Here is a 24,668-nt window from a genome sequence, read left to right on the forward strand (position 1 = left end):
CCCGCGAGATGTTGCTACGTAGGTCGAGATTACCGCCGATTCGGACCACCCGAGTGCACGATTAACCGAGGATGAGCCCCGAGGTCGGCACGCCCGTGCCCGCCGTAACCAGGACGTGCTCCACGTCGGGCACCGGGTTGACCGAGGTTCCCCGCAACTGCCGCACCCCTTCGGCGATGCCGTTCATGCCGTGAATGTAGGCCTCGCCGAGCTGGCCGCCGTGGGTGTTGATCGGCAGCCGTCCGCCGATCTCGATCGCGCCGTCGGCGATGAAGTCCTTCGCCTCACCCCAGCCGCAGAACCCGAGCTCTTCGAGCTGGATCAGGGTGAACGGGGTGAAGTGGTCGTAGAGGATCGCCGTCTGAATGTCGGTCGGCTTCAAACCGGACTGCGCCCACATCTGCTTGCCGACCAGACCCATTTCGGGAAGACCGTCGAGTTCCGGGCGGTAGTAGCTGACCATCGAATATTGATCAGGGCTGGCGCCCTGGGCGGCGGCCTCGATGACCGCCGGCCTGTTCTTCAGGTCCTTCGCCCGCTCGGCCGAGACGATCACCAGCGCCACTCCGCCGTCGGTCTCCTGGCAGCAGTCGAGCAGGCGCAGCGGCTCTGCGATGAACCGGGAGGCCTGGTGCTCCTCGATGGTGATCGGCTTCTCGTAGAAGTAGGCCTTCGGGTTCTTGGCGGCGTGCTTGCGGTCGGCGACCGAGATCGCGCCGAAGTCCCTGCTCGTCGCGCCGGACAGATGCATGTACCGCTTGGCGATCATCGCCACTTGCGCTGCGGGAGTGGATAATCCGTGTGGATAGGAGAACGAGTTGTCAACGCCGGTCGAGTCGGCGTTCTCCACCAGGCGCATCTGCACCTGACCGAACCGCATGCCGGAACGTTCGTTGAAGGCCCGGTAGGCCACCACGCAGTCCGCGACCCCGGTCGCGACGGCCATCGCGGCCTGTTGCACGGTGGCACAGGCTGCCCCGCCGCCGTGATGGATCTTGGAGAAGAACTTGAGGTCCCCGATGCCCGTGGCACGCGCGACCGCGACCTCGGTGTTGGAGTCCATCGTGAACGTGGTCATGCCGTCGACGTCGGCGGGCGTCAGCCCCGCGTCGTCGAGCGCGTCGAGAACCGCCTCGGCCGCGAGCCGCAACTCGCTGCGTCCGGAGTTCTTCGAGAAGTCGGTCGCGCCGATTCCGACGATCGCCGCCTTGCCGGACAGGCTCACGCGTCTGCTCCCATCACGAGGGTCGCGTTGGCTATGACGTGATCGCCAAGGCTGTTGGCGCCCACGATCTTCAGTGTGATCACGTCGTCGACCACGGCGGTGACCTCACCGGAGAACGTCACCGTGTCGTAGGCGTACCAGGGCACGCCGAGCCGCAGCCCGATCGACTTGATCCTCGCGTTGGGGCCTGCCCAGTCGGTGATGAAGCGCTCCACCAGACCGGTGTCGGTGAGGATGTTGACGAAGATGTCCTTGGACCCCTTCGCCTGGGCCTTGTCGCGGTCGTGGTGGACGTCCTGATAGTCCCGCGTGGCAATGGCCGTCGACACGATGAACGTCGGGTCGCCGTAGAGCTTGAGCTCGGGGAGCTTGGCTCCCACGTCGACGGCGCTCACGCGACGGGCTCCCATGCGTAGTTGGTCCAGGCAGGCCCGACGTCGTTGGCCGGGAAGTCGATGTACATGGCGCGCACGGGCATTCCGATCTCCACACTGGCGGGGTCGACGTTGCGGAGTTCACCGAGCATCCGGACGCCCTCCTCGAGTTCGACCAGCGCGATGACGAACGGCGGGGTCCGGCCGGGCACCTTCGGCGCGTGGTGCACCACGAAGCTGAACACCGTGCCCTTGCCGCTGGCCACCTGGAAGTCCGTGGTCTCCTCGCGGTCGAGCCACAGCGCCGGGACCGGCGGATGCTGCAACGTCCCGTCGGCACGCTTCTGGATGCGCAGCTCGTGGGCGTTGACGCCGTCCCAGAAGAACCTGGTGTCCTTCGACGACGCGGGCCGCATGGCGTTGTCGGCGTCCAGGTCGTCGGGCACCGTGCTCGGTGTTGGCGCAGTTTCTCTGTCCGCGGGGATGAACTTCATGATGCGCCACATCATTTCGGCGACTGGCTCTTGACCGACGGACCAGGTGATGGTCTGCGTGATGAAGTACGCCTCGCCGAGCGCCGTCCGTTTGGGACCGACGACGTCGGTCAACTCGGCGGTCACGCTGACCTCCTCGCCGGGACGGAGGTAGCGGTGGTAGGTCTGCTCGCAGTTGGTCGCCACGACGCCGACATAGCCTGCGTCGTCGAACAATTCGAGGATCTTGCCGAGCGGATCGTCGTCGGGGCGGACGCCACCCAAGCCCATCATCGTCCACACCTGGATCATCGCGGGCGGCGCGACGACGCCGGGGTGGCCAGCGGCCTTCGCCGCCTCCTCGTCGCGGTAGATCGGGTTGGCGTCGCCGAGGGCGTCGGTCCAGTGGTCGATCATCGGTTGGTTGACCGGATGACGGCCGACCCGCGGCTTGCTCTTGCCCTCGGCCTTGACGCGTTCGGCCGCGGCCCGGATGTCGTCGATACCCACTACCGTGCCGAACTTTCTTCGCGCAAGCGGCTCATCGTGGCACCCGGGGAACGTTCAGACCCGACGCGGCGATCATCTCGCGCATCACCTCGTTGACGCCGCCACCGAAGGTGATCACCAGGTTGCGCTTGGTCTGGCTGTCCAGCCATTCGAGCAACTCGGCCGTTGCCGATTCGGCGGGGTTGCCGTACTTGCCGACGATCTCCTCGGCGATCCGGCCGACCCTCTGAATGCGTTCGGTGCCAAAGACCTTCGTGGCAGCGGCGTCGGCGACGTTGATCTCCTCACCGCCGGCGGCGACCTGCCAGTTGAGCAGCTCGTTGATTCGCCAGATCGCCTTGATCTCACCGATCAGGCGGAGGACGTCGTCGTGCTCGATCGGGGTGACGCCGTTGCCGCCCGGCTTGGACGCCCACGCGTGCACCTTGTCGTAGATGGCCGCGACCTTGCCTGCTGGTCCGAGCATCACGCGCTCGTGGTTGAGCTGGGTGGTGATGAGGCGCCAACCGGCGTTCTCCTCGCCGACCAGCATCTCAACGGGCACGCGGACGTCGTTGAAGTACGTCGCGTTGGTGTGGTGCGCACCGTCGGACAGGATGATCGGCGTCCAGGAGTAGCCGGGATCGGACGTGTCGACGATGAGAATCGAAATGCCCTTGTGCTTAACGGCTTCCGGGTCGGTCCGAACGGCCAGCCAGAGATAGTCGGCGTCGTGCCCACCGGTGGTCCAGATCTTCTGGCCGTTGACGACGTACTCGTCGCCGTGGCGGACGGCGCTGGTGCGCAACGACGCGAGGTCGGTGCCCGCCTCGGGCTCGGAGTATCCGATGGCGAAGTGCACGTCACCGGACAGGATGCCGGGCAGAAACTTCTTCTTCTGCAGGTCGGTGCCGTACTTCTGCAGCGTCGGGCCGACGGTCTGCAACGTCACCGCGGGCAGCGGAACGTCCGCGCGCGCCGCCTCGTTGACGAAGATCTGCTGCTCGATGGGGCCGAACCCGTGGCCGCCGAACTCCTTTGGCCACCCGACGCCCAGCTTGCCGTCGGAACCCATCCGCTTGATGACCGCGCGGTAGGCCTTGCCGTGCCGGTCGGTCTCCATCTCGGCGGCTTCCTCCGCCGAGATGAGATTGCTGAAGTACTGGCGCATTTCAGCCTGCAGCTGACGCTGCTCGGGGGTCAGTTCGATGTACATTGCGCTCCCACCAGTTCGAGCCGATGTGCAGGACCACCCAACAGCCGGGTCAGATCCTTGATCGTGGAGTAGTAGCGGTTCATGGGATAGGTGATGTCCATGCCCATGCCGCCGTGCAGGTGATGACACGTCTGCATCACCGGTGGCGCCTGCGAGGACAGCCAGTACCCGAGGACGTCGAGGTCGTCATCCGCGTCGCGTCCCTCCGAGAGCCGCCAGATCGCCGAGGTCGCGGCCAACGAGATGGTGCGAGAGGCGATGTAGACCTCGGCCAACTGCGCCGCCACGGTCTGGAACGTCGACAGTGGCCTGCCGAACTGTTCGCGTTTTGCCACGTAGTCGGCCGTGAGCCGCAGGGCACCGGCCACCAGCCCGGCCGCAAAGGCTCCGGTCGACGCCAACACCAACTGGTTGACGCGATGCACGGTGTCCGCGCCGGTCAGCACGTCGGATTCCGGCACGATGACGTCGGCGAACGTCACGGCGTATTCGTCGGAGCCGTTCGCGGTCGGCGTCTTGGTCAGCGTCACACCGTCGGCCGTCGCCGACACCACCACGACACCGCCGTCAGTCGTGACGAGAATCCAATCAGCCTGTCCCGCATAGGGAACGCCGATCTTGGTACCGGAGAGCTTGCCGCCGGACAGATTGGTCGACGGCCTCTCCGGCAGCGACGACCCCGGCTCGTTGAGCGCCGCTGTCAACACGCCCCCGACCGCCACACCCGCCAGGAAGCGGTCCTGCTGCTCGTCGGATGCCAACGCCAGCAGCGGAATCAGGCCGTACCCGAGCGTTGCGAGGGCGGGGCTCACGGTGCCGTGCCGACCGATCTCGGTCAACGCGGTCGTGATCTCGGGTAGCCCCAGTCCGTCACCGCCGAGCCGGTCCGGCACGCCGAAGGCGATGACACCGCCGGCGACGAGCGCGTCCCAGGTGTTGTCCCTGTCGAGCGCAGACGTCACCACGTCGGCAACGGCTTGCTGTCCTTCGTCAGGACTGAAGTCCACCCGAATCCTCCTTGATTCCTTGGGGAATACCGCCGGTCGGAACTAGCCGATCGGAATTAGGCGCTCGCGCCGGTGTAGTCGACCTGCCAGTGCTTGATTCCGTTGAGCCATCCCGACCGTAGCCGCTCGGGCTCACCGACGGACTTGAGATCCGGCATGTGGTCGGCGACGGCGTTGAAGATCAGGTTGATCGTCATCCGCGCCAGATTGGCGCCGATGCAGAAGTGTGCACCCGTGCCGCCGAAGCCCACGTGCGGGTTCGGGTCACGCAACACGTTGAACGTGTGCGCATCCTCGAAGACGTCTTCGTCGAAGTTGGCCGAGCGGTAGGACATGACCAGCCGCTGGCCCTTCTTGATCTGCACACCGGCGAGCTCGGTGTCCTCCAGTGCGGTCCGCTGGAACGCCGACACCGGGGTGGCCCACCGGATGATCTCGTCGGCGGCGGTCGACGGGCGCTCCTTCTTGTAGAGCTCCCACTGATCCGGGTGGTTCGCCATCGCGATCATGCCGTGGGTGATCGAGTTGCGGGTCGTCTCGTTGCCCGCCACCGCCAGCATGATCACGAAGAAGCCGAACTCGTCGTCGGAGAGCTTCTCACCGTCGATGTCCGCCTGGACGAGGGTGGTGACGATGTCGTCGGTGGGGTTCTTGCCCCGCTCGTCGGCCATCGCCATGGCGTACATGATCAGCTCCATGGACGACTGCGCCGGGTCGACGTCGGCGTACTCCGGGTCTTCACCGGCGGTCATCTCGTTGGACCAGCGGAACAGCTTGTCGCGATCGTCCTGCGGCACACCGAGAAGACCGGCGATCGCCTGCAGCGGCAGCTCGCAGGACACCTGTTCCACGAAGTCGCCGCCGCCCTCGGCCGCAGCGGTCTTGACGATGTTCTGGGCCCGCTGGGCGAGCTCCTCCTCCAGTCGGCCTATCGCACGCGGGGTGAAGCCGCGGGAAATGATCTTGCGCAGCCGGGTGTGCTGTGGCGCGTCCATGTTGAGGAGAACCGCGCGCTGCATGTCGATCGCCTCGCGCGTCATCTCCTTCGGCCACACCGGAATGGCGCCGTCGGGCGAGCTGCCGAAGACGTCGCTGCGACGCGACACCTCCTTCACGTCCGCGTGCTTGGCCACCAGCCAGTAGCCCGCGTCGCCGAAGCCTCCGGTGCCCCCGGGTACGTCGACCCAGTGAACGGGGTCGGTCTTACGTATCTCGGCGAGCTCTGCGACGGGAAGGCGCTCGAGATTCAGCGCAGAGTCCAGGAAGTCGAAGTCAGAGGGAAGATTGAGGGGTGCCATGTGTGTGCGCTCCTAATTGCAACGTGTTCTAGTGCCAGTAAAACATGGCTTCACCGCAGATCAAAGGCGCGGGGGCATCACAGCTTGTCAGAGTAATGAAACGTGTTCTAGCCTGACGGAATGGGTAACCCTGTCATCGTCGAAGCCACCCGCAGCCCGATCGGCAAGCGCAATGGCTGGCTGTCCGGACTGCACGCCACCGAGCTGCTCGGCCTCACGCAGAGAGCTCTCGTCGAGAAGGCGGGAATCGATCCCGGGTTGGTCGAACAGGTCATCGGCGGCTGTGTCACGCAGTTCGGCGAGCAGTCGAACAACATCACGCGTGTGGGCTGGCTGACGGCGGGTCTGCCCGAACACGTCGGCGCCACCACGATCGACTGCCAGTGCGGCAGCGCCCAGCAGGCCAACCATCTGATCGCGGGCCTGATCTCCGTCGGCGCGATCGACGTCGGCATCGCCTGCGGAGTCGAGGCGATGAGCCGAGTCGGCCTCGGCGCCAACGCCGGACCGGACCGTTCGATCATCCGGGCGTCGTCGTGGGACATCGACATGCCCGACCAGTTCAACGCGGCGGAGCGGATCGCCAAGCGCCGCGGCATCACCCGCGAGGACATCGACGCCTTCGGGTTCGCCTCGCAGCAGAAGGCCAAGGTCGCCTGGGCCGAGGGCCGCTTCGACCGCGAGATCAGCCCGATCGTCGCGCCGGTGCTCGACGAGAACAAGCGCCCCACCGACGAGCGGGCGCCGGTCACGCGCGACCAGGGCCTGCGCGACACCACGCTCGAAGGCCTGGCTCAGCTGAAGCCGGTGATGGAAGGCGGAATTCACACCGCGGGCACGTCGTCGCAGATTTCCGACGGTGCGGCCGCAGTGCTGTGGATGGATGAAGACAAGGCGAAGGCCTTGGGCCTCAAGCCCCGCGCCCGCATCGTCAGCCAGGCGAACGTCGGCGCCGAGACGTACTACCACCTCGACGGTCCTGTGCAGTCCACCGCCAAGGTCCTGGAGAAGGCGGGAATGAAGATGGGCGACGTGGACGTCGTCGAGATCAACGAGGCCTTCGCGTCAGTCGTGTTGTCGTGGGCACGCGTGCACAACCCCGACATGGACAAGGTCAACGTCAACGGGGGCGCCATCGCACTCGGGCACCCGGTCGGCAGCACCGGTGCGCGGCTCATCACCACGGCCCTGCACGAGCTGGAGCGCACCGACAAGAGCACCGCGTTGATCACGATGTGCGCCGGCGGAGCGCTGTCGACCGGCACCATCATCGAGCGGATCTAGTGGAACCTGACCCCGACCGCGTGGCGGCCGCACAGGCCTACATCAGCGCGCTCGCCCACCACCGGGCCGACGACGTCCCGTTCGCACCGGATTGCACCCGGGTCGAGGTGGGTCTCAAGACGGGATTCTCGGGAGAACACCTGCGGCGCAGCCTCAACCGTGGTCCGCAGTACCGGATCATCGAAGAGACCACCACACCGGAGTTCACCGTCGTCGGCGAGGCGCTGCGGGCGAAGTTCGACGTCATCACCAAACCGTCGCTTGCCGGCAGACGGGTGTGCGCCCACGTCGACGAGACCTTCCTCTTCACCACCGACGGCAAGATTCAACACATCAGGGCCGACATCCGGCCCTTCATCAAGCGATAGCGTGGCACCAGTGACCAGCCCGAAGCCAGACCCGTCCCGCCCACTGAACGCCAAGCAGATCGAAGGCCTGAACTCGGCCAAGGTTGGCACCGCCATCAAATGGATGTCCAAGGCGCAGACGTTCGTCTTCAAGAAGACCAAGGGCAAGATCGGCAACAAGTTCCTCAAGGGCACCGAGGTCGGGATTCTCACGACGATCGGCCGCAAGTCGGGCGAACCCCGCGACAGCCCCCTGCTCTTCCTGCAGGAGGGTGAGCGCATCGTGCTGGTCGCCTCGCAGGGCGGCCGGGCGACCAACCCGATGTGGTACCTGAACCTGGTCGCCAACCCGAAGGTCACGTTCCAGACCAAGAGCGGGGTCCACGCGCTCACCGCGCGCGAGGCCACCGACCAGGAACGTGAGCAGTACTGGCCGAAGCTCGACGCGATGTATCCAGACTTCGTCAACTACCGGTCCTACACCGACCGCAAGATCCCGATCGTCATCTGCGACCCCTAGTCAGGTTTGCGACGGATCGCTCCCGGCTACGTACAGCCCGTGGTCGACGTCGCCGAGAAGATCCGCAATTCAGGCGCACTCGCGCTCGCGCTGAAGTACTTTTCGCGCGCCCACGTGGCGGTGTACCAACGCACCAACGGCAAGCTGGGCGCTCGGCTGCTGTGGTTTCCCGCAGCGCTGCTCACCACCACCGGCCGCAAGTCGGGCGAATCGCGAACCACCGCGACGTTGTGCCTGCGCGACGGCGAGAGGGTCGTCCTCCCCGCGTCGTTCGGCGGCCGCGACGGCAATCCCGCGTGGTATCTCAACCTGATGGCCAATCCCGCTGTGCAGGTGCAAGTCCGCGACCAACACCTGTCGATGACGGCGCGGGACGCGACCGACGAGGAGCGGCGGCGCTACTGGCCGGTGCTGGTCAAGATGTACCCGCCGTACAAGGGTTACCGCGACGCCACCGACCGGGTGATCCCGCTGGTGGTGTGCGAACCCGATCAGGCCCCGTAGACCGGGACCGACGGCCGCGCCTTCGCGAGAAGGTCGGTGACGACGGGGGCCAGCTCGGCGGGATCCCACCGGGCACCCTTGTCGACCTGTGGTCCGTGCGCCCAGCCCTCCGCGACCCGGATGTTGCCGCCCTCGACTTCGAAGACCTGACCGGTGACGTCGCGGGATTCCTTGCTGCCCAACCACACCACCAACGGAGAGACGTTCTCCGGGGCCATCGCGTCGAACGCGGCGTTCTGGGTGGACATCATCTCGGCGAACACGGTCTCCGTCATCCGGGTGCGCGCCGACGGGGCGATGGCGTTGACGGTGACGCCATAGCGCCCCATCTCGGCCGACGCCACCAGGGTCAGCGCCGCGATGCCAGCCTTGGCCGCGCTGTAATTGGCTTGTCCCACACTGCCTTGCAGGCCGGCACCCGAGCTGGTGTTGATTATCCGGGCGTCAACGGCGTCCCCCGCCTTGGACTTGGCCCGCCAGTACGCGGCCGCGTGCTTCATCGTCGCGAAGTGCCCCTTGAGGTGCACGGCGGTGACGGCGTCGAATTCCTCTTCGCTGGTGTTGGCGAACATCCGATCGCGGACGATGCCGGCGTTGTTGACCAACACGTCGAGCCCGCCGAAGGCGTCGACCGCGGTCTGGATGAGCCCTTCGGCCTGCGCCCAGTCGGCGACGTTGGCCCCGCTGGTGACGGCTTCGCCTCCGGCAGCGGTGATTTCGTCGACCACGCTCTGGGCTGCACTGCCGCCGCCTGCCGGGGAACCGTCGAGCCCGACCCCGATGTCGTTGACCACGACGCGCGCACCTTCGGCGGCGAACGCCAGCGCGTGCGCCCGTCCGATACCGCCGCCAGATCCCGTGACGATGACTACCCGGCCGTCAAGCAAGCCCATGTACGTTGTCTCCTCGGTTATTTGATTGCAGTGGTAGTGGAGAGGTAGTGCGGCGGCTCTCCGCCGCCGTGCACCTCGAGCGATGCTCCGCTGATGTAGGACGCCAGGTCGCTGGACAGGAACGCGGCCGCCCAGCCGACGTCGGCGGGCTTGGCGAGCCGGCCCAATGGGACGTTGGCCGAGATGGCGGCGACGGACTCCGCGTCACCGTAGAAGAGTTCGGACTGCTCGGTCTCCACCATGCCGACGACGAGCGAGTTCACCCGCACCTTGGGCGCCCACTCGACGGCCAGTGTGGCGGTGAGGCTTTCGACACCGGCCTTGGCCGCGCCGTAGGCGGCCGTGCCTGGCGTCGGCCTACGGGCGCTCACGCTGGAGACGTTGACGATGCAGCCGCCGTTCTCCTGGTTCTGCATGTGCTCGTTCGCGTGGTGCGACACCGACAGTGGCCCTAGCAGATTGAGTTCGATGATCTTGGTGCTGAACCTGGCCGACGCGTCGGCGGCGAGCACGTACGGCGAGCCACCCGCGTTGTTGACGACGACGTCGAGGCGGCCGTGGCGTTCGACGATCCCGTCGACGAGTGCCTTGACCGAGTCGTCGTCGCGGACGTCGCAGGGGACGAACTCGTACGGCAAGCCGTCCACCGGGCGGCGGGCGCACGTGACGACCGTCGCGCCCTGACCGGCGAATACGGCGCTGATGCCAGCGCCAACTCCGCGCACGCCGCCGGTCACCAGAACCACACGGCCGGCGAGTCGAAGATTGATTCCAGCCGCGTCGGTCACTGTGCTAGCGTACCAAGCAAGTGCTTGCTTAGGTAGCCGCCCCAGGAGTTGGTATGACGATCACCACCAAGACCGTGGAACCGGGCATCGTCTCGGTCACCGTCAACTATCCACCCGTGAACGCCATCCCCTCGCGCGGGTGGTTCGAACTTGGCGACGCCATCACCGCCGCCGGGCGCGACAGGAACACCCACGTGGTGATCCTTCGCGCCGAGGGCCGGGGCTTCAACGCGGGCGTCGACATCAAGGAAATGCAGAAGACCGACGGGTTCACCGCACTCATCGACGCCAACCGCGGCTGCTTTCACGCCTTCCGCGCCGTGTACGAATGCGAAGTCCCCGTCGTTGCCGCCGTCAACGGATTCTGCGTCGGCGGCGGGATCGGACTGGTCGGCAACTCCGACGTAATCGTCGCATCCGACGACGCGAAGTTCGGTCTGCCAGAGGTGGAGCGCGGTGCGCTCGGCGCGGCCACGCATCTGTCGCGACTCGTCCCGCAACACATGATGCGCCGGCTGTTCTTCACCGCCGCCACGGTCGACGCCGCCACCCTGCACCAGTTCGGCTCCGTGCACGAGGTGGTGCCCCGCGCCGAACTCGACGAGTCCGCGCTGCGCGTCGCCCGCGACATCGCCGTCAAGGACACCCGCGTGATTCGGGCGGCCAAGGAGGCCCTCAACCTGATCGACGTCCAACCACCCAACGCCAGATACCGCATGGAACAGGGCTTTACGTTCGAGCTCAACCTGTCTGGCGTGGCCGACGAGCACCGGGATGCGTTCGCAGGAACTTCGAAGGGGAAAGAGTGACCGACAAGACAACGTCGTTGGACGAGGCCGTCTCGTCGATCGAGAGCGGCATGACCATCGGAATCGGTGGCTGGGGGTCGCGGCGCAAGCCGATGGCTCTCGTCCGTGCCCTGTTGCGCACCGACGTCACCGACCTGACCGTCGTCACCTACGGCGGGCCCGACCTCGGCCTGCTGTGCTCAGGGGGCAAGGTCAAGCGCGCCTACTACGGCTTCGTGTCGCTGGACTCGCCTCCGTTCTACGATCCGTGGTTCGCCAAGGCCAGGACCACCGGTGCGATCGAGGCTCGCGAGATGGACGAGGGCATGTTGCGTTGCGGGTTACAGGCTGCCGCGCAACGACTTCCGTTCCTCCCGATCCGGGCGGGCCTCGGCAGTGACGTCCGCACGTTCTGGGGTGACGAGCTGAAGACCGTGAAGTCCCCGTATCCCACCGGAGACGGCTACGAAGAACTCGTCGCCATGCCCGCGCTGAATCTCGACGCCGCGCTGGTGCACCTCAATCTCGGTGACGCACACGGCAACGCGGCCTACACCGGCATCGACCCCTACTTCGACGACCTCTTCCTGATGTCGGCGACGAAGCGGTTGATGAGCGTCGAACGGGTGGTCTCTACCGACGAGCTCGTCGCATCCGTTCCCCCACAGGCACTTTTGGTCAACCGAATGATGGTCGACAGCGTTGTCGAAGCCCCCAACGGGGCACACTTCACCACCGCCGAACCGGACTACCGCCGCGACGAGAAGTTCCAGCGCCACTACGCCGAGGCCGCCGCGTCCGAGGAAACGTGGGCGGAGTTCGTCGACGTCTACCTCTCGGGCAGCGAGGCCGACTACCAGGCCGCCGTCCGCAAATTCGCCGAACAGCAGGGAGCTGCGCGATGACCGCCGAAACGACTGCCGCCACCCGCGCCGAGGTATGCGCCGTCGCATGCGCCGAATTGTTCCGTGACGCAGGCGAGATCATGGTCAGTCCGATGGCGAACATGGTGTCCGTCGGGGCGCGGCTGGCTCGTCTCACCTTCTCCCCCGACATCCTGCTGACCGACGGCGAGGCCCGCATCCTGGCCGACACGCCCCCGCTGGGGGCGACCGGCGCCATCGAGGGCTGGATGCCGTTCGGCCGCGTCTTCGAGACCCTCACCTGGGGTCGACGCCACGTCGTGATGGGCGCCAACCAGATCGACCGCTACGGCAATCAGAACCTCTCGGCGTTCGGCCCCATTCAGCACCCCAAACGCCAAATGTTCGGCGTGCGTGGCGCTCCAGGAAACACCGTCAACCACGCCACCAGCTATTGGGTTGGCGCACACTCCGCGCGGGTGTTCGGCAACTCCGTCGACGTCGTTTCCGGCATCGGCTGGGACAAGGTCGACGCCGACAACCCCGCGTTCCGATTCGCGTGCGTCTACCGCGTGGTGAGCAACCTGGGCGTCTTCGACTTCAACGGACCCGACCGTCAGATGCGCGCCGTGTCCCTGCACCCGGGGGTGGAGGCCGACCAGGTCGCCGAGAACACGTCGTTCGAGGTGCACGGGCTGGCCGAGGCCGAGGTGTCCCGCGTGCCGTCGGACGAGGAATTGCGCCTGATCCGCGAGGTGATCGATCCGAAATCGTTGCGCGATCGCGAGATTCGATCGTGAGCCACCTCAAGACACCGCTCACCGAGCTGCTCGGGATCGAGCATCCCGTCGTGCAGACCGGCATGGGCTGGGTGGCCGGTGCCCGGCTCGTCACGGCGACGTCGAATGCGGGCGGGCTCGGCATCCTCGCGTCGGCGACGATGACGCTCGAAGAACTGGCGACCGCCGTGACGAAGGTCAAGGCCGCCACCGACAAACCATTCGGCATCAACATGCGTGCCGACGCTGGCGACGCCGGAGACCGCGTCGACCTCCTGATCCGCGAAGGAGTCAAAGTCGCCTCCTTCGCCTTAGCACCAAAGCCCGACCTGATCGCGAAGCTGAAAGAGGCCGGTGTGGTGGTCATCCCGTCGGTCGGCGCGGCCAAACACGCGAAGAAGGTCGCCAGCTGGGGCGCCGACGCGGTGATCGTGCAGGGCGGCGAGGGCGGTGGCCACACTGGTCCGGTCGCCACGACACTGTTGCTGCCGTCGGTGCTCGACGCGGTGGACATCCCCGTCATCGCGGCGGGCGGGTTCTTCGACGGCCGAGGCCTCGCCGCCGCACTGTCGTACGGCGCCGCGGGCGTGGCGATGGGCACTCGCTTCCTGCTGACGTCGGACTCGACAGTGCCCGACGAGGTCAAGCGGCGCTACCTCGACTCGGCCTTCGATGCGACCGTCGTGTCCAAGCGGGTGGACGGCATGCCACACCGGGTGTTGCGAACCGGGCTCGTCGAGAAGCTCGAAAGCGGTTCGCCGGTGCGCGGTTTCACCGCGGCGGTGCTGAACGCCCAGAAGTTCAAGAACATGTCCGGCATGACGTGGCGCTCGATCGTCAAGGACGGCCTCGCCATGCGCCGCGGCAAGGAACTGACCTGGTCGCAGATCGTGATGGCGGCCAACACGCCGATGCTGCTGAAGGCGGGGCTGGTCGAGGGCAACACCGACGCCGGCGTGCTGGCGTCGGGTCAGGTGGCGGGCATCCTCGACGACCTGCCGTCGTGCGCGGAGCTCGTCGCCTCGATCGTCGACGACGCGGTGACGCACCTACGGGCCGCTGCGGGCCACGTCGTCGACTGACGCGGGCGCCGTTCGTGAATCTCACGACGCAACACGCCGTTGACGCGTCGCGGGATTCACACTAAACGGGCGGACGACGCCGCGCTCGCGTAGCGCCGACTCCACCCGCGAGACGTATTCCCGTCGGCGGTACCGCATCATGTCGCGGCTGACCCGAACCATCAGCCAGTCCAATGCCGTCAGCTCGAATTGCTTGTCGATGTCGCGCTGGCGTACGGCCGGGTCGGTCCAGTGCTGCGGACCGTCGTACTCGATGGCCGATCTTGACGTCCTCGTAGGCCATGTCGAGCCGGGCGATGAACTCCCCATATCGCCCGAATACCTCGAATTGCGTCGTCGGAGCCGGTAACCCCGCGTCGATCAACGCCAGCCGGGCTACGGTTTCCCGGGGCGATTCGGCCCCGCCGTCCACCAACGGCAGCACGGTACGCAGTCGCGGAAGACCTCGCGCGCCCGGGTGGGCTGCCATCACCGCCTCGACGTCGGAGGGGGTGACGTGCGTGGCGTTGGCCAAGGCGTCCAGGAGCTGAACGGCGGCCACCCGACCGGTGGTCCGCCGCCCCAGGTCGAAAGCCGTTCGCGCAGCGGTGGTCACGGGAATCCCGTCGCAATCCTGCGCCTCGCCGAGCGCGAGGGCGTCGGTGTGCACGACGAGGTTTCGCGGAGGCTTGCGGTTGTCGTGAATCAGTTCTGCAGGCCGAGCGCCGTCGACCCACTTCGCACCCAACATCGCCGCCGCCGACGGACCGGCCACCACGGCGCGCCGGTGCGACCACAGCCACGCCGCCTTGGCACGTTCAGTGGCGGACGGTTCGATTCCCCATGGGACGTAAACCCCGGGATACAGCGGTTCGTACAGCGTCCGCATCGCGCGTTCGGGAATCAGCCGCGCGGCCAACGCCTCCGCCCCGACGAAGGGCCACTGCAGGTCTGCCATGGCCGAATACTGCCGCGGGCCACCGACAGCCCGCGCTGTGTGAATCTGGCGACGTGACCCGCCGACGCGGCGTCGCCAGATTCACGAATGGGCTAGAGCCGCTCGATGATCGTCACGTTGGCCGTGCCGCCGCCCTCGCACATCGTCTGCAGGCCGTAGCGGCCGCCGGTGCGCTCGAGCGTGTTCAGCATCGTCGCGAAGAGCTTGGCGCCCGTCGCCCCCAACGGGTGTCCGAGCGCAATGGCGCCGCCGCTCGGGTTGACCTTCGCGGGGTCGGCGCCGGTGTCCTTCAGCCACGCCATCACCACCGGCGCGAACGCCTCGTTGATCTCGACGGTGTCGATGTCCTCGATCGAGAGCCCCGTCTTCTCCAGCGCGTAATGCGTGGCTGGAATCGGGCCGGTCAGCATGTACACCGGGTCGGCGCCGCGGGCGCTGACGTGGTGAATCCGGGCGCGCGGCGTCAACCCGTGGTCCTTGACCGCCTGCTCGGAGGCGATCAGCACCGCGCTGGCACCGTCGGAGATCTGGCTCGCCATCGCCGCGGTCAGCCGACCGCCGTCGACGAGGGTCTTGAGCCCGGCCATCTTCTCCAGCGTGGTGTCGCGCGGACCCTCGTCGGTGACGAAGCCGTCCACCGGGATGATCTCGTTCTCGAAGTACCCCGCGCGGATCGCCTCCTGCGCGCGGTGGTGGCTCGTCAGCGCGAACTGCTCCATCTCCTCACGCGAGATGTTCCACTTCTCGGCGATCATCTCCGAGCCGCGGAACTGCGAGATCTCCTGGTCGCCGTAGCGGTGCAACCAGCTCTTCGACTCGTTGGTCGGCGAGGTAAAGCCGAACTGCTCGCCGACGATCATCGCCGAGCTGATCGGAATCTGGCTCATGTTCTGCATGCCGCCCGCGACGATCAGGTCGGCGGTGCCGGACATGATCGCTTGTGCGCCAAAGGAAATGGCCTGCTGGCTGGAGCCGCACTGCCGGTCGACGGTGACGCCTGGCACTTCCTCGGGGAAGCCCGCGGCCAACCACGACAAGCGGGCGATGTTGCCGGCCTGGCCGCCGATGGCGTCGACGCATCCGGCGATCACGTCGGTGACGGCCCCCGGGTCGACGTCGTTGCGGTCGAAGAGGCCGCGCCACGCGGCGGCACCGAGGTCGACGGGGTGAACACCGGAGAGCCCTCCGTTGCGCTTGCCGACCGCGGTTCGCACGGCGTCGACGATGTAGGCCTCACCCATGTGTTCAATCTCCTTCGTTGGTGATTCCGCCGAGCACGATGGCGAGGTACTGCCTGCCAACCTGCTCGGCTGTGAGTGGTCCACCGGGTTGGTACCAGCGGACGGACACCCAGGTCGTGTCGCGGATGAATCGGTACACCAGGTCGACGTCGAGGTCGGCGCGCAAGCTTCCCTCGGCGACGCCCTGTTTGAGCACGTTGACCCACATGGTTCGTTGTTCGCGGTTGCGTTCGTCGACGAAGGCGAACTGCGGTAGCGAGGACAATCGCTTGGCTTCGTCCTGGTAGATGACGACCTGCGCGTGGCGGTCTTCGATGGCTTCGAACGACGCCATGAACAGTCCCTCGACGCGCTTCAGCGGATCGGTCTCGCTTTCGACGATCTCCTGGTAGCGGCCGAAGAGCCAGTCGAGGAAGTCGCGAAGGACCTCCTCGACCATCTGCTCCTTGGACTTGAAGTGGTGATAGAGGCTGCCGGAGAGGATTCCCGCGGAATCTGCGATGTCGCGAACGGTGGTGGCCCGCAATCCGCGTTCGGCGAACATGGCCGCGGCGAGCTCGAGAAGTTCGTCGCGACGAGTCGGAAGCGCCTTGTCCACATGATCAGAGTATCAACCAAGCGCTTGCTCGGCTAGCTGGTACTCCGCCACTGCGCGCACTCGTCCGCCGGCGGCGTGCCGTCGTGGTTCGCCACGGTGCGCGACAGGTTGAAGGCAAACCAGGGATCCGGGGCGTCGTCACGGTATCTCGCGCACTGTCTCATCGCTTCGGGCAACCGGGCCAATGCGGGGTCTACGTCCGTCGAGAGAGACAGCAGGTACTCCGCGTCCAACTGTCCCGTCTGCTCGTAGCGGTCGACGTTGCGGTCGGCGATCAGCCGCTCGGGGTTGATCGCCGCCACCACTAGCAGCGTCATCGCTCCGGTGAACAACACGGCGCGAGGCAGCCGTCGACCGGTCATCCCGACGCCCGCCACCGCGACGAGGACGAACACCACGCCGAGCCACGACTCGATGGCGACGACCATGACGCGCTGCACGCTGAAGCCGTACGCCTGCTGGTAGAGCCACATCCGGTGGATGGCCGAGATCACCACCACCACGGACGTGACGCACGTCGTGCCGACCAGGATGCGGAGCAGTCGCCGGTCGGCGCTTGAGGCGCGGCCCGCCACGCGAACGACCACGCTGATCACCAGCAGCGTCAACGCCGAAACCCAGAGCAGCTGCCAGAACCCCTGCCTGGCGTACTCGGCGTAGGTCAGACCCTCGGTCTCCAAGACGTGGTCGTGACCCCCGAAGAGCACGGCCGCCTGGACGACGACGAAGGTCACGAACAACGCGTCGAGCACACCAAGCGGTATCCCCCACTCCCACCTCGGAACGGGCCGCCTCTGCGCCGGAGCCATGGCGTCGATCCGCGGTGCGAACCGGACGAGGTAGCCGCCGCCGAGGACGAAGGCGACGACCATCCCGAAGACCAGCACACGCGAGACCACGTCGTCGACGGCGAAGGACGGCACGACGTTGCCGACGACGTGAGCGAAGGCGGGGTCCGCCGCGGCGAACAGACCGCCGAATACCACCAGAAGTGCCACCGTGATGGCCAGCACCGCGGCGACTCGGCCCAGCTTCGGCGCGGACGACCCGTGTGGAATGAGCGCCGGGGTCGCCCGCCCCGCCCACGCCGACACCCGGGCGGGAAGCAACGACGGCAGGAACGGTGCGACGGCCACCGCGGTCCAGGTGCGCCCGCCGACCAGCGTGCACCACCCAACCAACCAGGCAGCGACGAGGCAGAGCACCCCGAGCCACTGCGCCGCCAGCACGGCGGGTACCGCGAGCAACGCCAGGGTGAGCCCGATTCCGAGCCATTCCACCCGGGTGGGACGACGCTCGCTGGTGCCGAAGACGACGGCGAAGATCATCACTCCCGCAACCAGATAGCCGATGCTCAGCACCGTTGGGCGCCACAGCGCCGAGCCGAGTACACCGACGACGAGCGCCGCCAGGACGACGCGGCGGGGCGCCCGTGCCAGCGGGTCGAGCGGCCACACCCGATGCGTCCACAGCGTCCAGCCGGGCTCGCCGTGCCGAGGTGGCAACGGGCCGAGCAGCGGCGGAAGGCCGGACGGCTGCTGAGTCATCGTCACGCGACCTGCTCCTTCGACTGGGGGATCGTCACGCCAATGCGGCAACCCGGGCCGCCGTCCATCACTTCTATTGTCCCGCCATGCAATTCGACCGCCCAGCGGGCGATCGCCAAACCGAGACCGGTGCCACCGGCCGACGTGGCGCCGCGGGTGAACCGCTCGAAGACCCGTTCGCGTTCGGCAGCCGGAATACCCGGCCCCTCGTCGGCGACCTCGATTCGCAGCTCGGAGTCCTCCGACGACGCGAGAACCGACACCCGGCCGCCGGTCGGACTGTGTCGAATCGCGTTGTCCACAAGGTTGACCACCACCTGACGCAGGCGGGCGGGATCGGCGACCGCGGCCAGGTTGACTGGTGTCGCCGAGACCACGACGTCGACGCCGTCGGTCGACACCGATGCGTGGGCGACGGCGTCGACCAGAAACTCGTCCACTCGAAATACGCTGAGCTGCAGGGTGATGACACCGCTCTCCACGCGGGAGAGGTCCAACAGATTGGCGACCAGTTCACCGAGGCGCTCGGTCTGCGCCAACGCGATCCGCATCGTCTCGGTGTCGGGTTCGACGACGCCGTCGACGACGTTCTCCAACACGGCGTGCAGAGCGGTGATCGGCGTCCGAAGTTCGTGGGAGACGTTGGCGATCAACCCGCGGCGGTACTCGTCCTCGGCGCCGAGGTCGGCGGCCATCTGGTTGAATGCCGTTGCCAGTTGGCCTATCTCGTCCCGCGACGTGGCGCGCACCCGCCGGCTGTAGTCACCGCGCGCCATGGCCCGTGCCGCGGCGGTCATCTGCCGCAGAGGGGACGTCATGCCGTGCGCGAGGAATTGCGTGAGGATCAGCGACGTGGCAAGGGCTGCGAGCAGCGCATAGCGGAACTGCCAACTGGCGCCGATCCAGAAGGTGAACGCCGCCAACGTGATGGCGCCACCGACCAGGAGTCCCATCTTCACCTTGAACGACGCGAACGGGTCCAGCGGCCGGGGCAAGCGGTCCCACCAACCGGCGGCGGATCCGCTCACCGCGGCGTCTCCAACGAGTAGCCGACGCCGTGGACCGTGCGGATCAGCTCGGTTCCGAGCTTGCGCCGCAACGCCTTCACGTGACTGTCCACGGTGCGCGTCTCGACACCGGACGCCCATCCCCAGACGTGCTCGAGAAGAGTCTCCCTCGGCACCGCGGCGCGCGGACGGGCGGCGAGGAAGGCAAGGAGGTCGAATTCGATTCTGGTGAGGTGAACTTCCTCGTCACCGCGGTGGACGCGGCGGGCCTGCAGGTCGATTCGGCAGTCCCCCACCGCCAGCGGTTGCACGTCTGCCGCCCGTTCCACTCGGCGCAGCAGGACCCGGACGCGGGCGACGAGCTCCCGCATGCTGAACGGTTTGGTCAGGTAGTCGTCGGCACCGATGCCCAGGCCGATCAACATGTCGGTCTCGTCGCTGCGGGCGGTCAACATGAGCACCGGCGTCGACCGCGCCGCCTGGATGCGCCTGCACACCTCCAACCCGTCGAAACCGGGCAGCATGACGTCGAGCACCACCAGGTCGGGGTCGGTGGCGGCGGCCTTCTCGACCGCCGACGGCCCGTCGACCGCCGTCTCGACCAGGAACGCCTCGGCGCGCAGTCGGGTCGCCACGGCGGCGAGGATGGTCGGCTCGTCGTCGACCACCAGGATTCGCTTCACACACCAGACTGTATGTGCCGGTCGTGGTGCTTTCGGGCAGCGAATGTGAAGAAACGGTGCAGATGTCCGCCGCTAGGCGCGTTGGCTCGACACCGAGATCACTTCACCGGTCAGGTAGCTCGAGTAGTCACTGGCGAGGAAGGCCATGGTGGCGGCGACTTCCCACGGTTCGGCGGCCCGACCGAAGGCTTCGTCGGACGACAACTGGTCGAGAAGCTCGGAGCTGCTGGTCTTCTCGAGGAACTTGTGCCTGGCGATGCTGGGCGACACGGCGTTGATTCGGACGCCGTACTCGGCGGCTTCGATTGCGCTGCAACGTGTCAGCGCCATCACGCCAGCCTTCGCCGCCGCGTAGTGCGACTGCGAGTGCTGTGCCCGCCAGCCGAGAACGCTCGCGTTGTTGACGATGACACCGCCGTGCTCGACGTCGCGAAAGTACCGCAGCGCCGCACGGGTCGCACGCATGACCGAGGTCAGCGTCACGTTGAGCACGCGGTCCCACTCGTCGTCGGTCATGTCGACCAGCGGCGTTTGACCGCCGAGCCCGGCGTTGTTGACGAGCACGTCGAGGCGGCCCATCTTGGCCACCGTGTCGGTGATCAGCGCGTCGACTGCCGGGGTCGACGTGACGTCACAGACCACGGCGTCGACCCGCCCCAGTCCGAGTGCGGCCAGTTCGTCGCGGGTCTCGCCGAGTCGGCGTTCGTGGAAGTCCGAGACGACGACGTCGGCGCCCTCGGCCAGTGCGCGCCTTGCGGCAGCCGATCCGATGCCGGTGCCGGCTGCGGCCGTCACCAGCACGACCTTGCCTGCCAGCAATCCGTGACCGTCGATCTCGTTGGGTGCGATGGAAAGATCCACTAGCCCCTCGCTTCCCGCGGTAGGCCGAGCACTCGCTCGGCGATGATGTTGCGCTGGATTTCGTTGGAACCGCCGTAGATGGTGTCCGAGCGGGAGAAGAGGAACAAGCGCTGCCACTCGTCGAATTCGCCACCGTCGAGCAGCAGTCCGGCCTTGCCCTGGACATCCATCGCGATCTCGCCGAGTTCACGATGCCAGTTGGCCCACAACAACTTCGACACGCTGTCTTGCCCGGGACGTTCGACGTCCATGGTCGCCATCGCATAGGAACGCATGCTCTTCAAGCCAACCCAGGATCGCGTCAGCTTCTCGCGGATGACCGGATCGTCGATCGCGCCCGTCTTCTTCGCCAGCTCGACGATGCCGGACAACTCTCGCGCGTAACGGATCTGCTGGCCGAGGGTGGATACGCCGCGCTCGAAGGTGAGCGTCGCCATCGCGACACGCCACCCGTCACCGGGCTCACCCACCACCAGGTCGGCGTCGGTGCGGGCGTCGTCGAAGAAGACCTCGTTGAACTCCGAGTCGCCGGTGAGCTGGACGATGGGGCGAATCTCGACACCGGGTTGGTCGAGCGGAATGAGGAGGTAGGACAGTCCGGCGTGCCGCTTGGAGCCCTTCTCACTGCGGGCGATGACGAAACACCACTGCGCCCAATGGGCCAGCGACGTCCAGACCTTCTGCCCGTTGACCACCCAGTGGTCGCCGTCAAGCTCCGCGGTGGTCGACACGTTGGCAAGGTCGCTGCCCGCGCCCGGCTCCGAGTACCCCTGACTCCACAGCTCGGTGACGTCGAGGATCCTGGGCAGGAAGCGCTGCTGCTGCTCGGGGGTGCCGTACGCGATGAGCGTCGGCCCGACCAGTTCCTCACCGAGGTGGTTGACCTTGTCGGGCGCGTTGGCGAGCGCGTACTCCTCGTAGAACGCGACGCGGTGCGCCACGGTCAGCCCGCGCCCGCCGTGCTCTTCCGGCCACCCGAGACACGTCAGCCCGGCCGCGGCCAGGTGCTGATTCCACGCTCGGCGCTCAGTGAACGCCTCGTGTTCTCGACCCGGCCCTCCGAGCCCCTTGAGCGCGGCGTATTCACCGACGAGATTGTCGGCGAGCCACTGCCGGACCTCGGCCCGGAACTCCTGGACCTCTATCACCCCTGTAGGCTAACCTACCAAGCACTTGCTTTGTTAGAGGAGTCTCGATGGAGAGCAAGCCGAGGACCATTCCCGGCGAACTGAACCGGGTCACGGGCGAGTTCTCCGATCACGAAGCGCTGGTCACCGACGACCGCACGCTGACCTACGCCGACCTCAGAGCCGAGGTCAGACAGGCCGCAGCCGCCATCGTCGACCTCGGCGTGAACGCCGGAGACCGCGTGGCGATCTGGTCGCCGAACACCTGGCACTGGGTGGTCGCCTGCTTGGCGGTCCAGTACGCCGGCGCGGTCGTCGTGCCCCTCAACACGCGCTACACCGCGAGCGAGGCCACCGACATACTGGCCCGGACCGCAGCGCCACTGCTGATCGGAATGGGCCGGTTCCTCGGCTCCGACAAGACCGCCGAACTCGACCGCACGGCACTGCCCGCGTTGCGACACGTCGTCCGCGTGCCCATCGAGGACGACGACGGCACGTGGGACGAATTCATGTCGCGTGGAACCGATCTCGAGGCCGCGGACGCGCGCGCCGCCGCCGTCACGCCGGATGACGTGTCCGACATCCTCTTCACCTCCGGGACCACCGGCCGCAGCAAGGGCGTGCTCAGCGCCCACCGGCAGTCACTCGACGCACCCGCCGCCTGGGCCGCGTGCGGTCAGCTCACCAGCACCGACCGATACCTCTGCATCAACCCGTTCTTCCACAACTTCGGCTTCAAGGCCGGAATCCTGGCGTGCCTGCAAACGGGGGCGACGCTGATTCCGCAACTGACGTTCGACCCCGAAAAGGCGATGCGGGCGGTACAGGACCAACGGATCACCGTGCTTCCCGGTCCGCCGACCATCTATCAGACCCTGCTCGACCATCCCAAGCGCGCGGACTACGACCTGACGTCTCTGCGGTTCGCCGTCACCGGAGCCGCCGTCGTCCCCGTCGTGCTGATCGAGCGGATGCAGGACGAGCTGGACATCGACATCGTCCTGACGGCTTACGGACTCACGGAGGCAACGGGTTTCGGCACGATGTGCCGGGCCGACGACGACGCCGTCACCGTCGCGACGACCTGCGGCAGACCGATCGCGGGCTTCGAGCTCAAGATCGACGCGATCGGCGACGCCGAGGCAGGCGAGGTGCTGCTGCGCGGTCCGAACGTGATGCTCGGCTACCTCGACGACCCGGATGCCACCGCCGCCGCGGTCGACTCCGACGGTTGGCTGCATACCGGTGACGTCGGAAAGCTCGACGAGGCAGGCAATCTCAGCATCACCGACCGCCTGAAGGACATGTACATCTGTGGCGGCTTCAACGTCTACCCCGCCGAGATCGAGCAGGTCCTGGCCCGGCTCGACGGGGTCGCCGACAGCGCCGTGATCGGGGTGCCCGACGAACGCCTCGGCGAGGTCGGCAAGGCCTTCGTCGTGGTCAAGGCGGACCGTCACCTCGACGAGAAGACCGTGATCGACTACACCCGTGAACACCTGGCGAACTTCAAGACCCCGCGGTCGGTGGTCTTCGTCGACGTGCTGCCGCGCAACCCTGGAGGAAAAGTGGTCAAACCGCTTCTGCGAGAGATCCGTTGATGGACCTGACGTTCGACGACGAGACCGAGGAATTCCGCGCCGAGGTGCGTGACTTCCTCGCCGCCAACACCGAACACTTCCCGCGCGTGTCCTACGACCTCGCCGAGGGCTTCGAGCAGCATCGCCACTGGGACAGGGTGCTGTTCGACGCGGGCCTGTCGGTGATCGCATGGCCCAAGGAGTTCGGCGGCAGGGACGCCACACTGCTGCAGTGGATCGTCTACGAAGAGGAGTATTTCCGGGCGGGTGCGCCGGGCCGGGCCAGCGCCAACGGAACCTCCATGCTTGGCCCGACGTTGTTCGCGCACGGCACCTCCGAACAGCGCAAACGCATCCTGCCCAAGATGGCCAGCGGCGAGGAGATCTGGGCCCAAGCCTGGTCGGAGCCCGAGTCGGGCAGCGACCTCGCCTCGCTTCGGTCCACCGCGACCAAGACCGACGGCGGCTGGAAGCTCAACGGCCAGAAGATCTGGAGCTCGCGGGCACCGTTCGGCGACAAGGCCTTCGGCTTGTTCCGCACGGATCCGTCCGCGCAGCGGCACAAGGGTCTGACCTACTTCATGTTCGACCTGCACACCGAGGGCATCACGGTCCGCCCCATCGCCCAGCTGGGCGGAGCCACCGGCTTCGGCGAGATCTTCCTCGACGACGTGTTCGTCCCCGACGACGACGTGATCGGCGCCGTGGATGCGGGCTGGGCCGCTGCGATGAGTACGTCGAGCAACGAGCGCGGAATGTCACTGCGCAGCCCCGCACGCTTCTTGGCACCGGCCGAACGTCTGGTCGACGCCTGGCGCTCGGAGCGCAACCCCGCGTTCGCCGACCGCGTTGCCGACGCCTGGATCAAGGCGCAGGCCTACCGGCTGCACACCTTTGGCACCGTCACGCGGTTGACCGCAGGCGGCGAGCTCGGCGCGGAGTCCTCGGTGACCAAGGTGTTCTGGTCGGACCTCGACGTCGCGCTACACCAAAGCGCACTCGACCTTCGCGGCGCGGACGCCGAGCTGGCCGACACCTGGACCGAGGGCCTGCTCTTCGCCTTGGGTGGCCCAATTTATGCAGGTACCAACGAAATTCAACGCAACATCATCGCCGAGCGGCTACTGGGCCTGCCTCGGGAGCCGAAATGAGGC

Annotated in this window: 25 protein-coding genes and 1 pseudogene; 10 read left to right on the forward strand and 16 right to left on the reverse strand. The window is 66.9% G+C overall.

The window, feature by feature from the left end; all coding sequences use genetic code 11:
* Positions 1 to 61: 61 nt before the first annotated feature.
* From B1790_RS06910 to B1790_RS06935, 6 genes are read right to left on the reverse strand one after another with little or no spacing between them, the layout of a single operon-like run.
* Positions 62 to 1,219, reverse strand: coding sequence for a lipid-transfer protein (locus tag B1790_RS06910; RefSeq protein WP_079922547.1), 1,158 nt, complete (start codon positions 1,217 to 1,219; stop codon positions 62 to 64).
* 2 nt (positions 1,220 to 1,221) lie between these two features.
* Positions 1,222 to 1,635 (reverse strand): MaoC family dehydratase, encoded by a 414-nt coding sequence (locus tag B1790_RS06915; protein WP_079922481.1) that lies wholly within the window; start codon positions 1,633 to 1,635, stop codon positions 1,222 to 1,224.
* Entirely contained in the window at positions 1,617 to 2,582 is a 966-nt protein-coding gene (locus B1790_RS06920) for a bifunctional MaoC family dehydratase N-terminal/OB-fold nucleic acid binding domain-containing protein (protein WP_079922482.1), read from the reverse strand. The genes B1790_RS06915 and B1790_RS06920 overlap by 19 nt, the downstream gene beginning before the upstream one ends.
* Positions 2,583 to 2,613: 31 nt before the next feature.
* A complete protein-coding gene (gene fadE29, locus B1790_RS06925) occupies positions 2,614 to 3,777 on the reverse strand; it encodes an acyl-CoA dehydrogenase FadE29 (protein ID WP_079922483.1) in 1,164 nt (387 codons plus the stop codon).
* Positions 3,762 to 4,784: an acyl-CoA dehydrogenase family protein gene (locus B1790_RS06930; protein WP_079922484.1), complete on the reverse strand. Its 1,023-nt coding sequence runs from the start codon at positions 4,782 to 4,784 to the stop codon at positions 3,762 to 3,764. Before B1790_RS06930 ends, fadE29 begins: the two co-directional genes overlap by 16 nt.
* A gap of 56 nt (positions 4,785 to 4,840) precedes the next feature.
* The gene (locus B1790_RS06935; RefSeq protein ID WP_079922485.1) at positions 4,841 to 6,082 is read right to left on the reverse strand and encodes a cytochrome P450; all 1,242 of its coding nucleotides are present in this window, start codon (positions 6,080 to 6,082) and stop codon (positions 4,841 to 4,843) included.
* Between the two features lie 120 nt (positions 6,083 to 6,202).
* Here B1790_RS06935 and B1790_RS06940 point away from each other — a divergent pair, with 120 nt between their 5' ends.
* The 4 genes from B1790_RS06940 to B1790_RS06955 are packed head-to-tail and all read left to right on the forward strand — an operon-like array spanning position 6,203 to position 8,737.
* Complete coding sequence (locus tag B1790_RS06940; protein ID WP_079922486.1) at positions 6,203 to 7,366, forward strand: steroid 3-ketoacyl-CoA thiolase; 1,164 nt, start codon at positions 6,203 to 6,205, stop codon at positions 7,364 to 7,366.
* Positions 7,366 to 7,734 carry a hypothetical protein gene (locus B1790_RS06945; RefSeq protein ID WP_079922487.1) on the forward strand — a complete coding sequence of 123 codons (369 nt, stop codon included), beginning with the start codon at positions 7,366 to 7,368 and terminating at the stop codon, positions 7,732 to 7,734. The genes B1790_RS06940 and B1790_RS06945 overlap by 1 nt, the downstream gene beginning before the upstream one ends.
* A 10-nt stretch (positions 7,735 to 7,744) precedes the next feature.
* Positions 7,745 to 8,233, forward strand: coding sequence for a nitroreductase family deazaflavin-dependent oxidoreductase (locus B1790_RS06950; protein WP_079922548.1), 489 nt, complete (start codon positions 7,745 to 7,747; stop codon positions 8,231 to 8,233).
* A 39-nt stretch (positions 8,234 to 8,272) separates the two neighbouring features.
* On the forward strand, positions 8,273 to 8,737 hold the full coding sequence (locus tag B1790_RS06955; RefSeq protein ID WP_079922549.1) for a nitroreductase family deazaflavin-dependent oxidoreductase: 465 nt from the start codon (positions 8,273 to 8,275) through the stop codon (positions 8,735 to 8,737).
* Here B1790_RS06955 and B1790_RS06960 read toward each other — a convergent pair.
* On the reverse strand, positions 8,725 to 9,630 hold the full coding sequence (locus B1790_RS06960; RefSeq protein ID WP_079922488.1) for an SDR family oxidoreductase: 906 nt from the start codon (positions 9,628 to 9,630) through the stop codon (positions 8,725 to 8,727). The genes B1790_RS06955 and B1790_RS06960 overlap by 13 nt on opposite strands.
* Positions 9,631 to 9,647: 17 nt before the next feature.
* Positions 9,648 to 10,418 carry an SDR family oxidoreductase gene (locus tag B1790_RS06965; RefSeq protein ID WP_079922489.1) on the reverse strand — a complete coding sequence of 257 codons (771 nt, stop codon included), beginning with the start codon at positions 10,416 to 10,418 and terminating at the stop codon, positions 9,648 to 9,650.
* A gap of 53 nt (positions 10,419 to 10,471) precedes the next feature.
* On the opposite strand from B1790_RS06965, the gene echA20 reads away from it, so the two are divergent.
* Genes echA20 through ipdC form a run of 4 tightly spaced genes read left to right on the forward strand, consistent with a single transcriptional unit; the run spans position 10,472 to position 13,930 of the window.
* A complete protein-coding gene (echA20, locus tag B1790_RS06970) occupies positions 10,472 to 11,227 on the forward strand; it encodes a (7aS)-7a-methyl-1,5-dioxo-2,3,5,6,7,7a-hexahydro-1H-indene-carboxyl-CoA hydrolase (RefSeq protein WP_079922490.1) in 756 nt (251 codons plus the stop codon).
* Complete coding sequence (gene ipdA / locus B1790_RS06975) at positions 11,224 to 12,111, forward strand: cholesterol ring-cleaving hydrolase subunit IpdA (RefSeq protein ID WP_079922491.1); 888 nt, start codon at positions 11,224 to 11,226, stop codon at positions 12,109 to 12,111. The genes echA20 and ipdA overlap by 4 nt, the downstream gene beginning before the upstream one ends.
* Complete coding sequence (ipdB, locus tag B1790_RS06980; protein WP_079922492.1) at positions 12,108 to 12,869, forward strand: cholesterol ring-cleaving hydrolase subunit IpdB; 762 nt, start codon at positions 12,108 to 12,110, stop codon at positions 12,867 to 12,869. Before ipdA ends, ipdB begins: the two co-directional genes overlap by 4 nt.
* Positions 12,866 to 13,930, forward strand: a complete 1,065-nt coding sequence (gene ipdC / locus B1790_RS06985; RefSeq protein WP_079922493.1) for a (3aS,4S,5R,7aS)-5-hydroxy-7a-methyl-1-oxo-octahydro-1H-indene-4-carboxyl-CoA dehydrogenase — start codon at positions 12,866 to 12,868, stop codon at positions 13,928 to 13,930. The genes ipdB and ipdC overlap by 4 nt, the downstream gene beginning before the upstream one ends.
* A 21-nt stretch (positions 13,931 to 13,951) precedes the next feature.
* On the opposite strand, the pseudogene B1790_RS06990 reads toward ipdC, so the two are convergent.
* The 8 genes and pseudogenes from B1790_RS06990 to ipdE1 form a co-directional block, all read right to left on the reverse strand.
* A pseudogene (locus B1790_RS06990) lies at positions 13,952 to 14,867 on the reverse strand (hypothetical protein).
* A gap of 92 nt (positions 14,868 to 14,959) precedes the next feature.
* Positions 14,960 to 16,108 (reverse strand): steroid 3-ketoacyl-CoA thiolase FadA6, encoded by a 1,149-nt coding sequence (gene fadA6, locus B1790_RS06995; protein ID WP_079922494.1) that lies wholly within the window; start codon positions 16,106 to 16,108, stop codon positions 14,960 to 14,962.
* A gap of 4 nt (positions 16,109 to 16,112) precedes the next feature.
* Entirely contained in the window at positions 16,113 to 16,706 is a 594-nt protein-coding gene (kstR2, locus tag B1790_RS07000; RefSeq protein WP_079922495.1) for a TetR family transcriptional regulator KstR2, read from the reverse strand.
* Positions 16,707 to 16,738: 32 nt separating this feature from the next.
* The gene (locus B1790_RS07005) at positions 16,739 to 18,253 is read right to left on the reverse strand and encodes a DUF4153 domain-containing protein (protein ID WP_079922496.1); all 1,515 of its coding nucleotides are present in this window, start codon (positions 18,251 to 18,253) and stop codon (positions 16,739 to 16,741) included.
* 2 nt (positions 18,254 to 18,255) lie between these two features.
* Positions 18,256 to 19,206 (reverse strand): HAMP domain-containing sensor histidine kinase, encoded by a 951-nt coding sequence (locus B1790_RS07010; protein ID WP_079922550.1) that lies wholly within the window; start codon positions 19,204 to 19,206, stop codon positions 18,256 to 18,258.
* A 71-nt stretch (positions 19,207 to 19,277) separates the two neighbouring features.
* Positions 19,278 to 19,943, reverse strand: coding sequence for a response regulator transcription factor (locus tag B1790_RS07015; RefSeq protein WP_079922497.1), 666 nt, complete (start codon positions 19,941 to 19,943; stop codon positions 19,278 to 19,280).
* Positions 19,944 to 20,015: 72 nt separating this feature from the next.
* Entirely contained in the window at positions 20,016 to 20,804 is a 789-nt protein-coding gene (gene ipdF / locus B1790_RS07020; protein WP_079922498.1) for a (5R,7aS)-5-hydroxy-7a-methyl-1-oxo-2,3,5,6,7,7a-hexahydro-1H-indene-carboxyl-CoA reductase, read from the reverse strand.
* A complete protein-coding gene (gene ipdE1 / locus B1790_RS07025) occupies positions 20,804 to 21,952 on the reverse strand; it encodes an acyl-CoA dehydrogenase IpdE1 (protein ID WP_079922499.1) in 1,149 nt (382 codons plus the stop codon). Before ipdE1 ends, ipdF begins: the two co-directional genes overlap by 1 nt.
* A gap of 47 nt (positions 21,953 to 21,999) precedes the next feature.
* Here ipdE1 and fadD3 point away from each other — a divergent pair, with 47 nt between their 5' ends.
* Positions 22,000 to 23,535, forward strand: a complete 1,536-nt coding sequence (fadD3, locus tag B1790_RS07030; protein WP_079922500.1) for a 3-((3aS,4S,7aS)-7a-methyl-1,5-dioxo-octahydro-1H-inden-4-yl)propanoate--CoA ligase FadD3 — start codon at positions 22,000 to 22,002, stop codon at positions 23,533 to 23,535.
* The gene (locus tag B1790_RS07035) at positions 23,535 to 24,665 is read left to right on the forward strand and encodes an acyl-CoA dehydrogenase family protein (RefSeq protein WP_079922501.1); all 1,131 of its coding nucleotides are present in this window, start codon (positions 23,535 to 23,537) and stop codon (positions 24,663 to 24,665) included. The genes fadD3 and B1790_RS07035 overlap by 1 nt, the downstream gene beginning before the upstream one ends.
* Positions 24,666 to 24,668 lie beyond the last annotated feature (3 nt).

The sequence above is a fragment of the Mycobacterium sp. AT1 genome (genome assembly GCF_002043095.1).
Lineage (GTDB): Bacteria > Actinomycetota > Actinomycetes > Mycobacteriales > Mycobacteriaceae > Mycobacterium.

Excerpts from the sequence above, each read along its gene's own strand:
- B1790_RS07005 (WP_079922496.1), bottom strand. The coding sequence starts at position 18,253 with ATGACTCAGCAGCCGTCCGGCCTTCCGCCGCTGCTCGGCCCGTTGCCA.
- fadE29 (WP_079922483.1), bottom strand. The coding sequence starts at position 3,777 with ATGTACATCGAACTGACCCCCGAGCAGCGTCAGCTGCAGGCTGAAATG.
- B1790_RS06915 (WP_079922481.1), bottom strand. The coding sequence starts at position 1,635 with ATGGGAGCCCGTCGCGTGAGCGCCGTCGACGTGGGAGCCAAGCTCCCC.
- fadD3 (WP_079922500.1), top strand. The coding sequence starts at position 22,000 with ATGGAGAGCAAGCCGAGGACCATTCCCGGCGAACTGAACCGGGTCACG.
- fadA6 (WP_079922494.1), bottom strand. The coding sequence starts at position 16,108 with ATGGGTGAGGCCTACATCGTCGACGCCGTGCGAACCGCGGTCGGCAAG.
- B1790_RS06935 (WP_079922485.1), bottom strand. The coding sequence starts at position 6,082 with ATGGCACCCCTCAATCTTCCCTCTGACTTCGACTTCCTGGACTCTGCG.
- B1790_RS06960 (WP_079922488.1), bottom strand. The coding sequence starts at position 9,630 with ATGGGCTTGCTTGACGGCCGGGTAGTCATCGTCACGGGATCTGGCGGC.
- B1790_RS06940 (WP_079922486.1), top strand. The coding sequence starts at position 6,203 with ATGGGTAACCCTGTCATCGTCGAAGCCACCCGCAGCCCGATCGGCAAG.
- B1790_RS07010 (WP_079922550.1), bottom strand. The coding sequence starts at position 19,206 with ATGGGACTCCTGGTCGGTGGCGCCATCACGTTGGCGGCGTTCACCTTC.
- ipdB (WP_079922492.1), top strand. The coding sequence starts at position 12,108 with ATGACCGCCGAAACGACTGCCGCCACCCGCGCCGAGGTATGCGCCGTC.
- B1790_RS07035 (WP_079922501.1), top strand. The coding sequence starts at position 23,535 with ATGGACCTGACGTTCGACGACGAGACCGAGGAATTCCGCGCCGAGGTG.
- echA20 (WP_079922490.1), top strand. The coding sequence starts at position 10,472 with ATGACGATCACCACCAAGACCGTGGAACCGGGCATCGTCTCGGTCACC.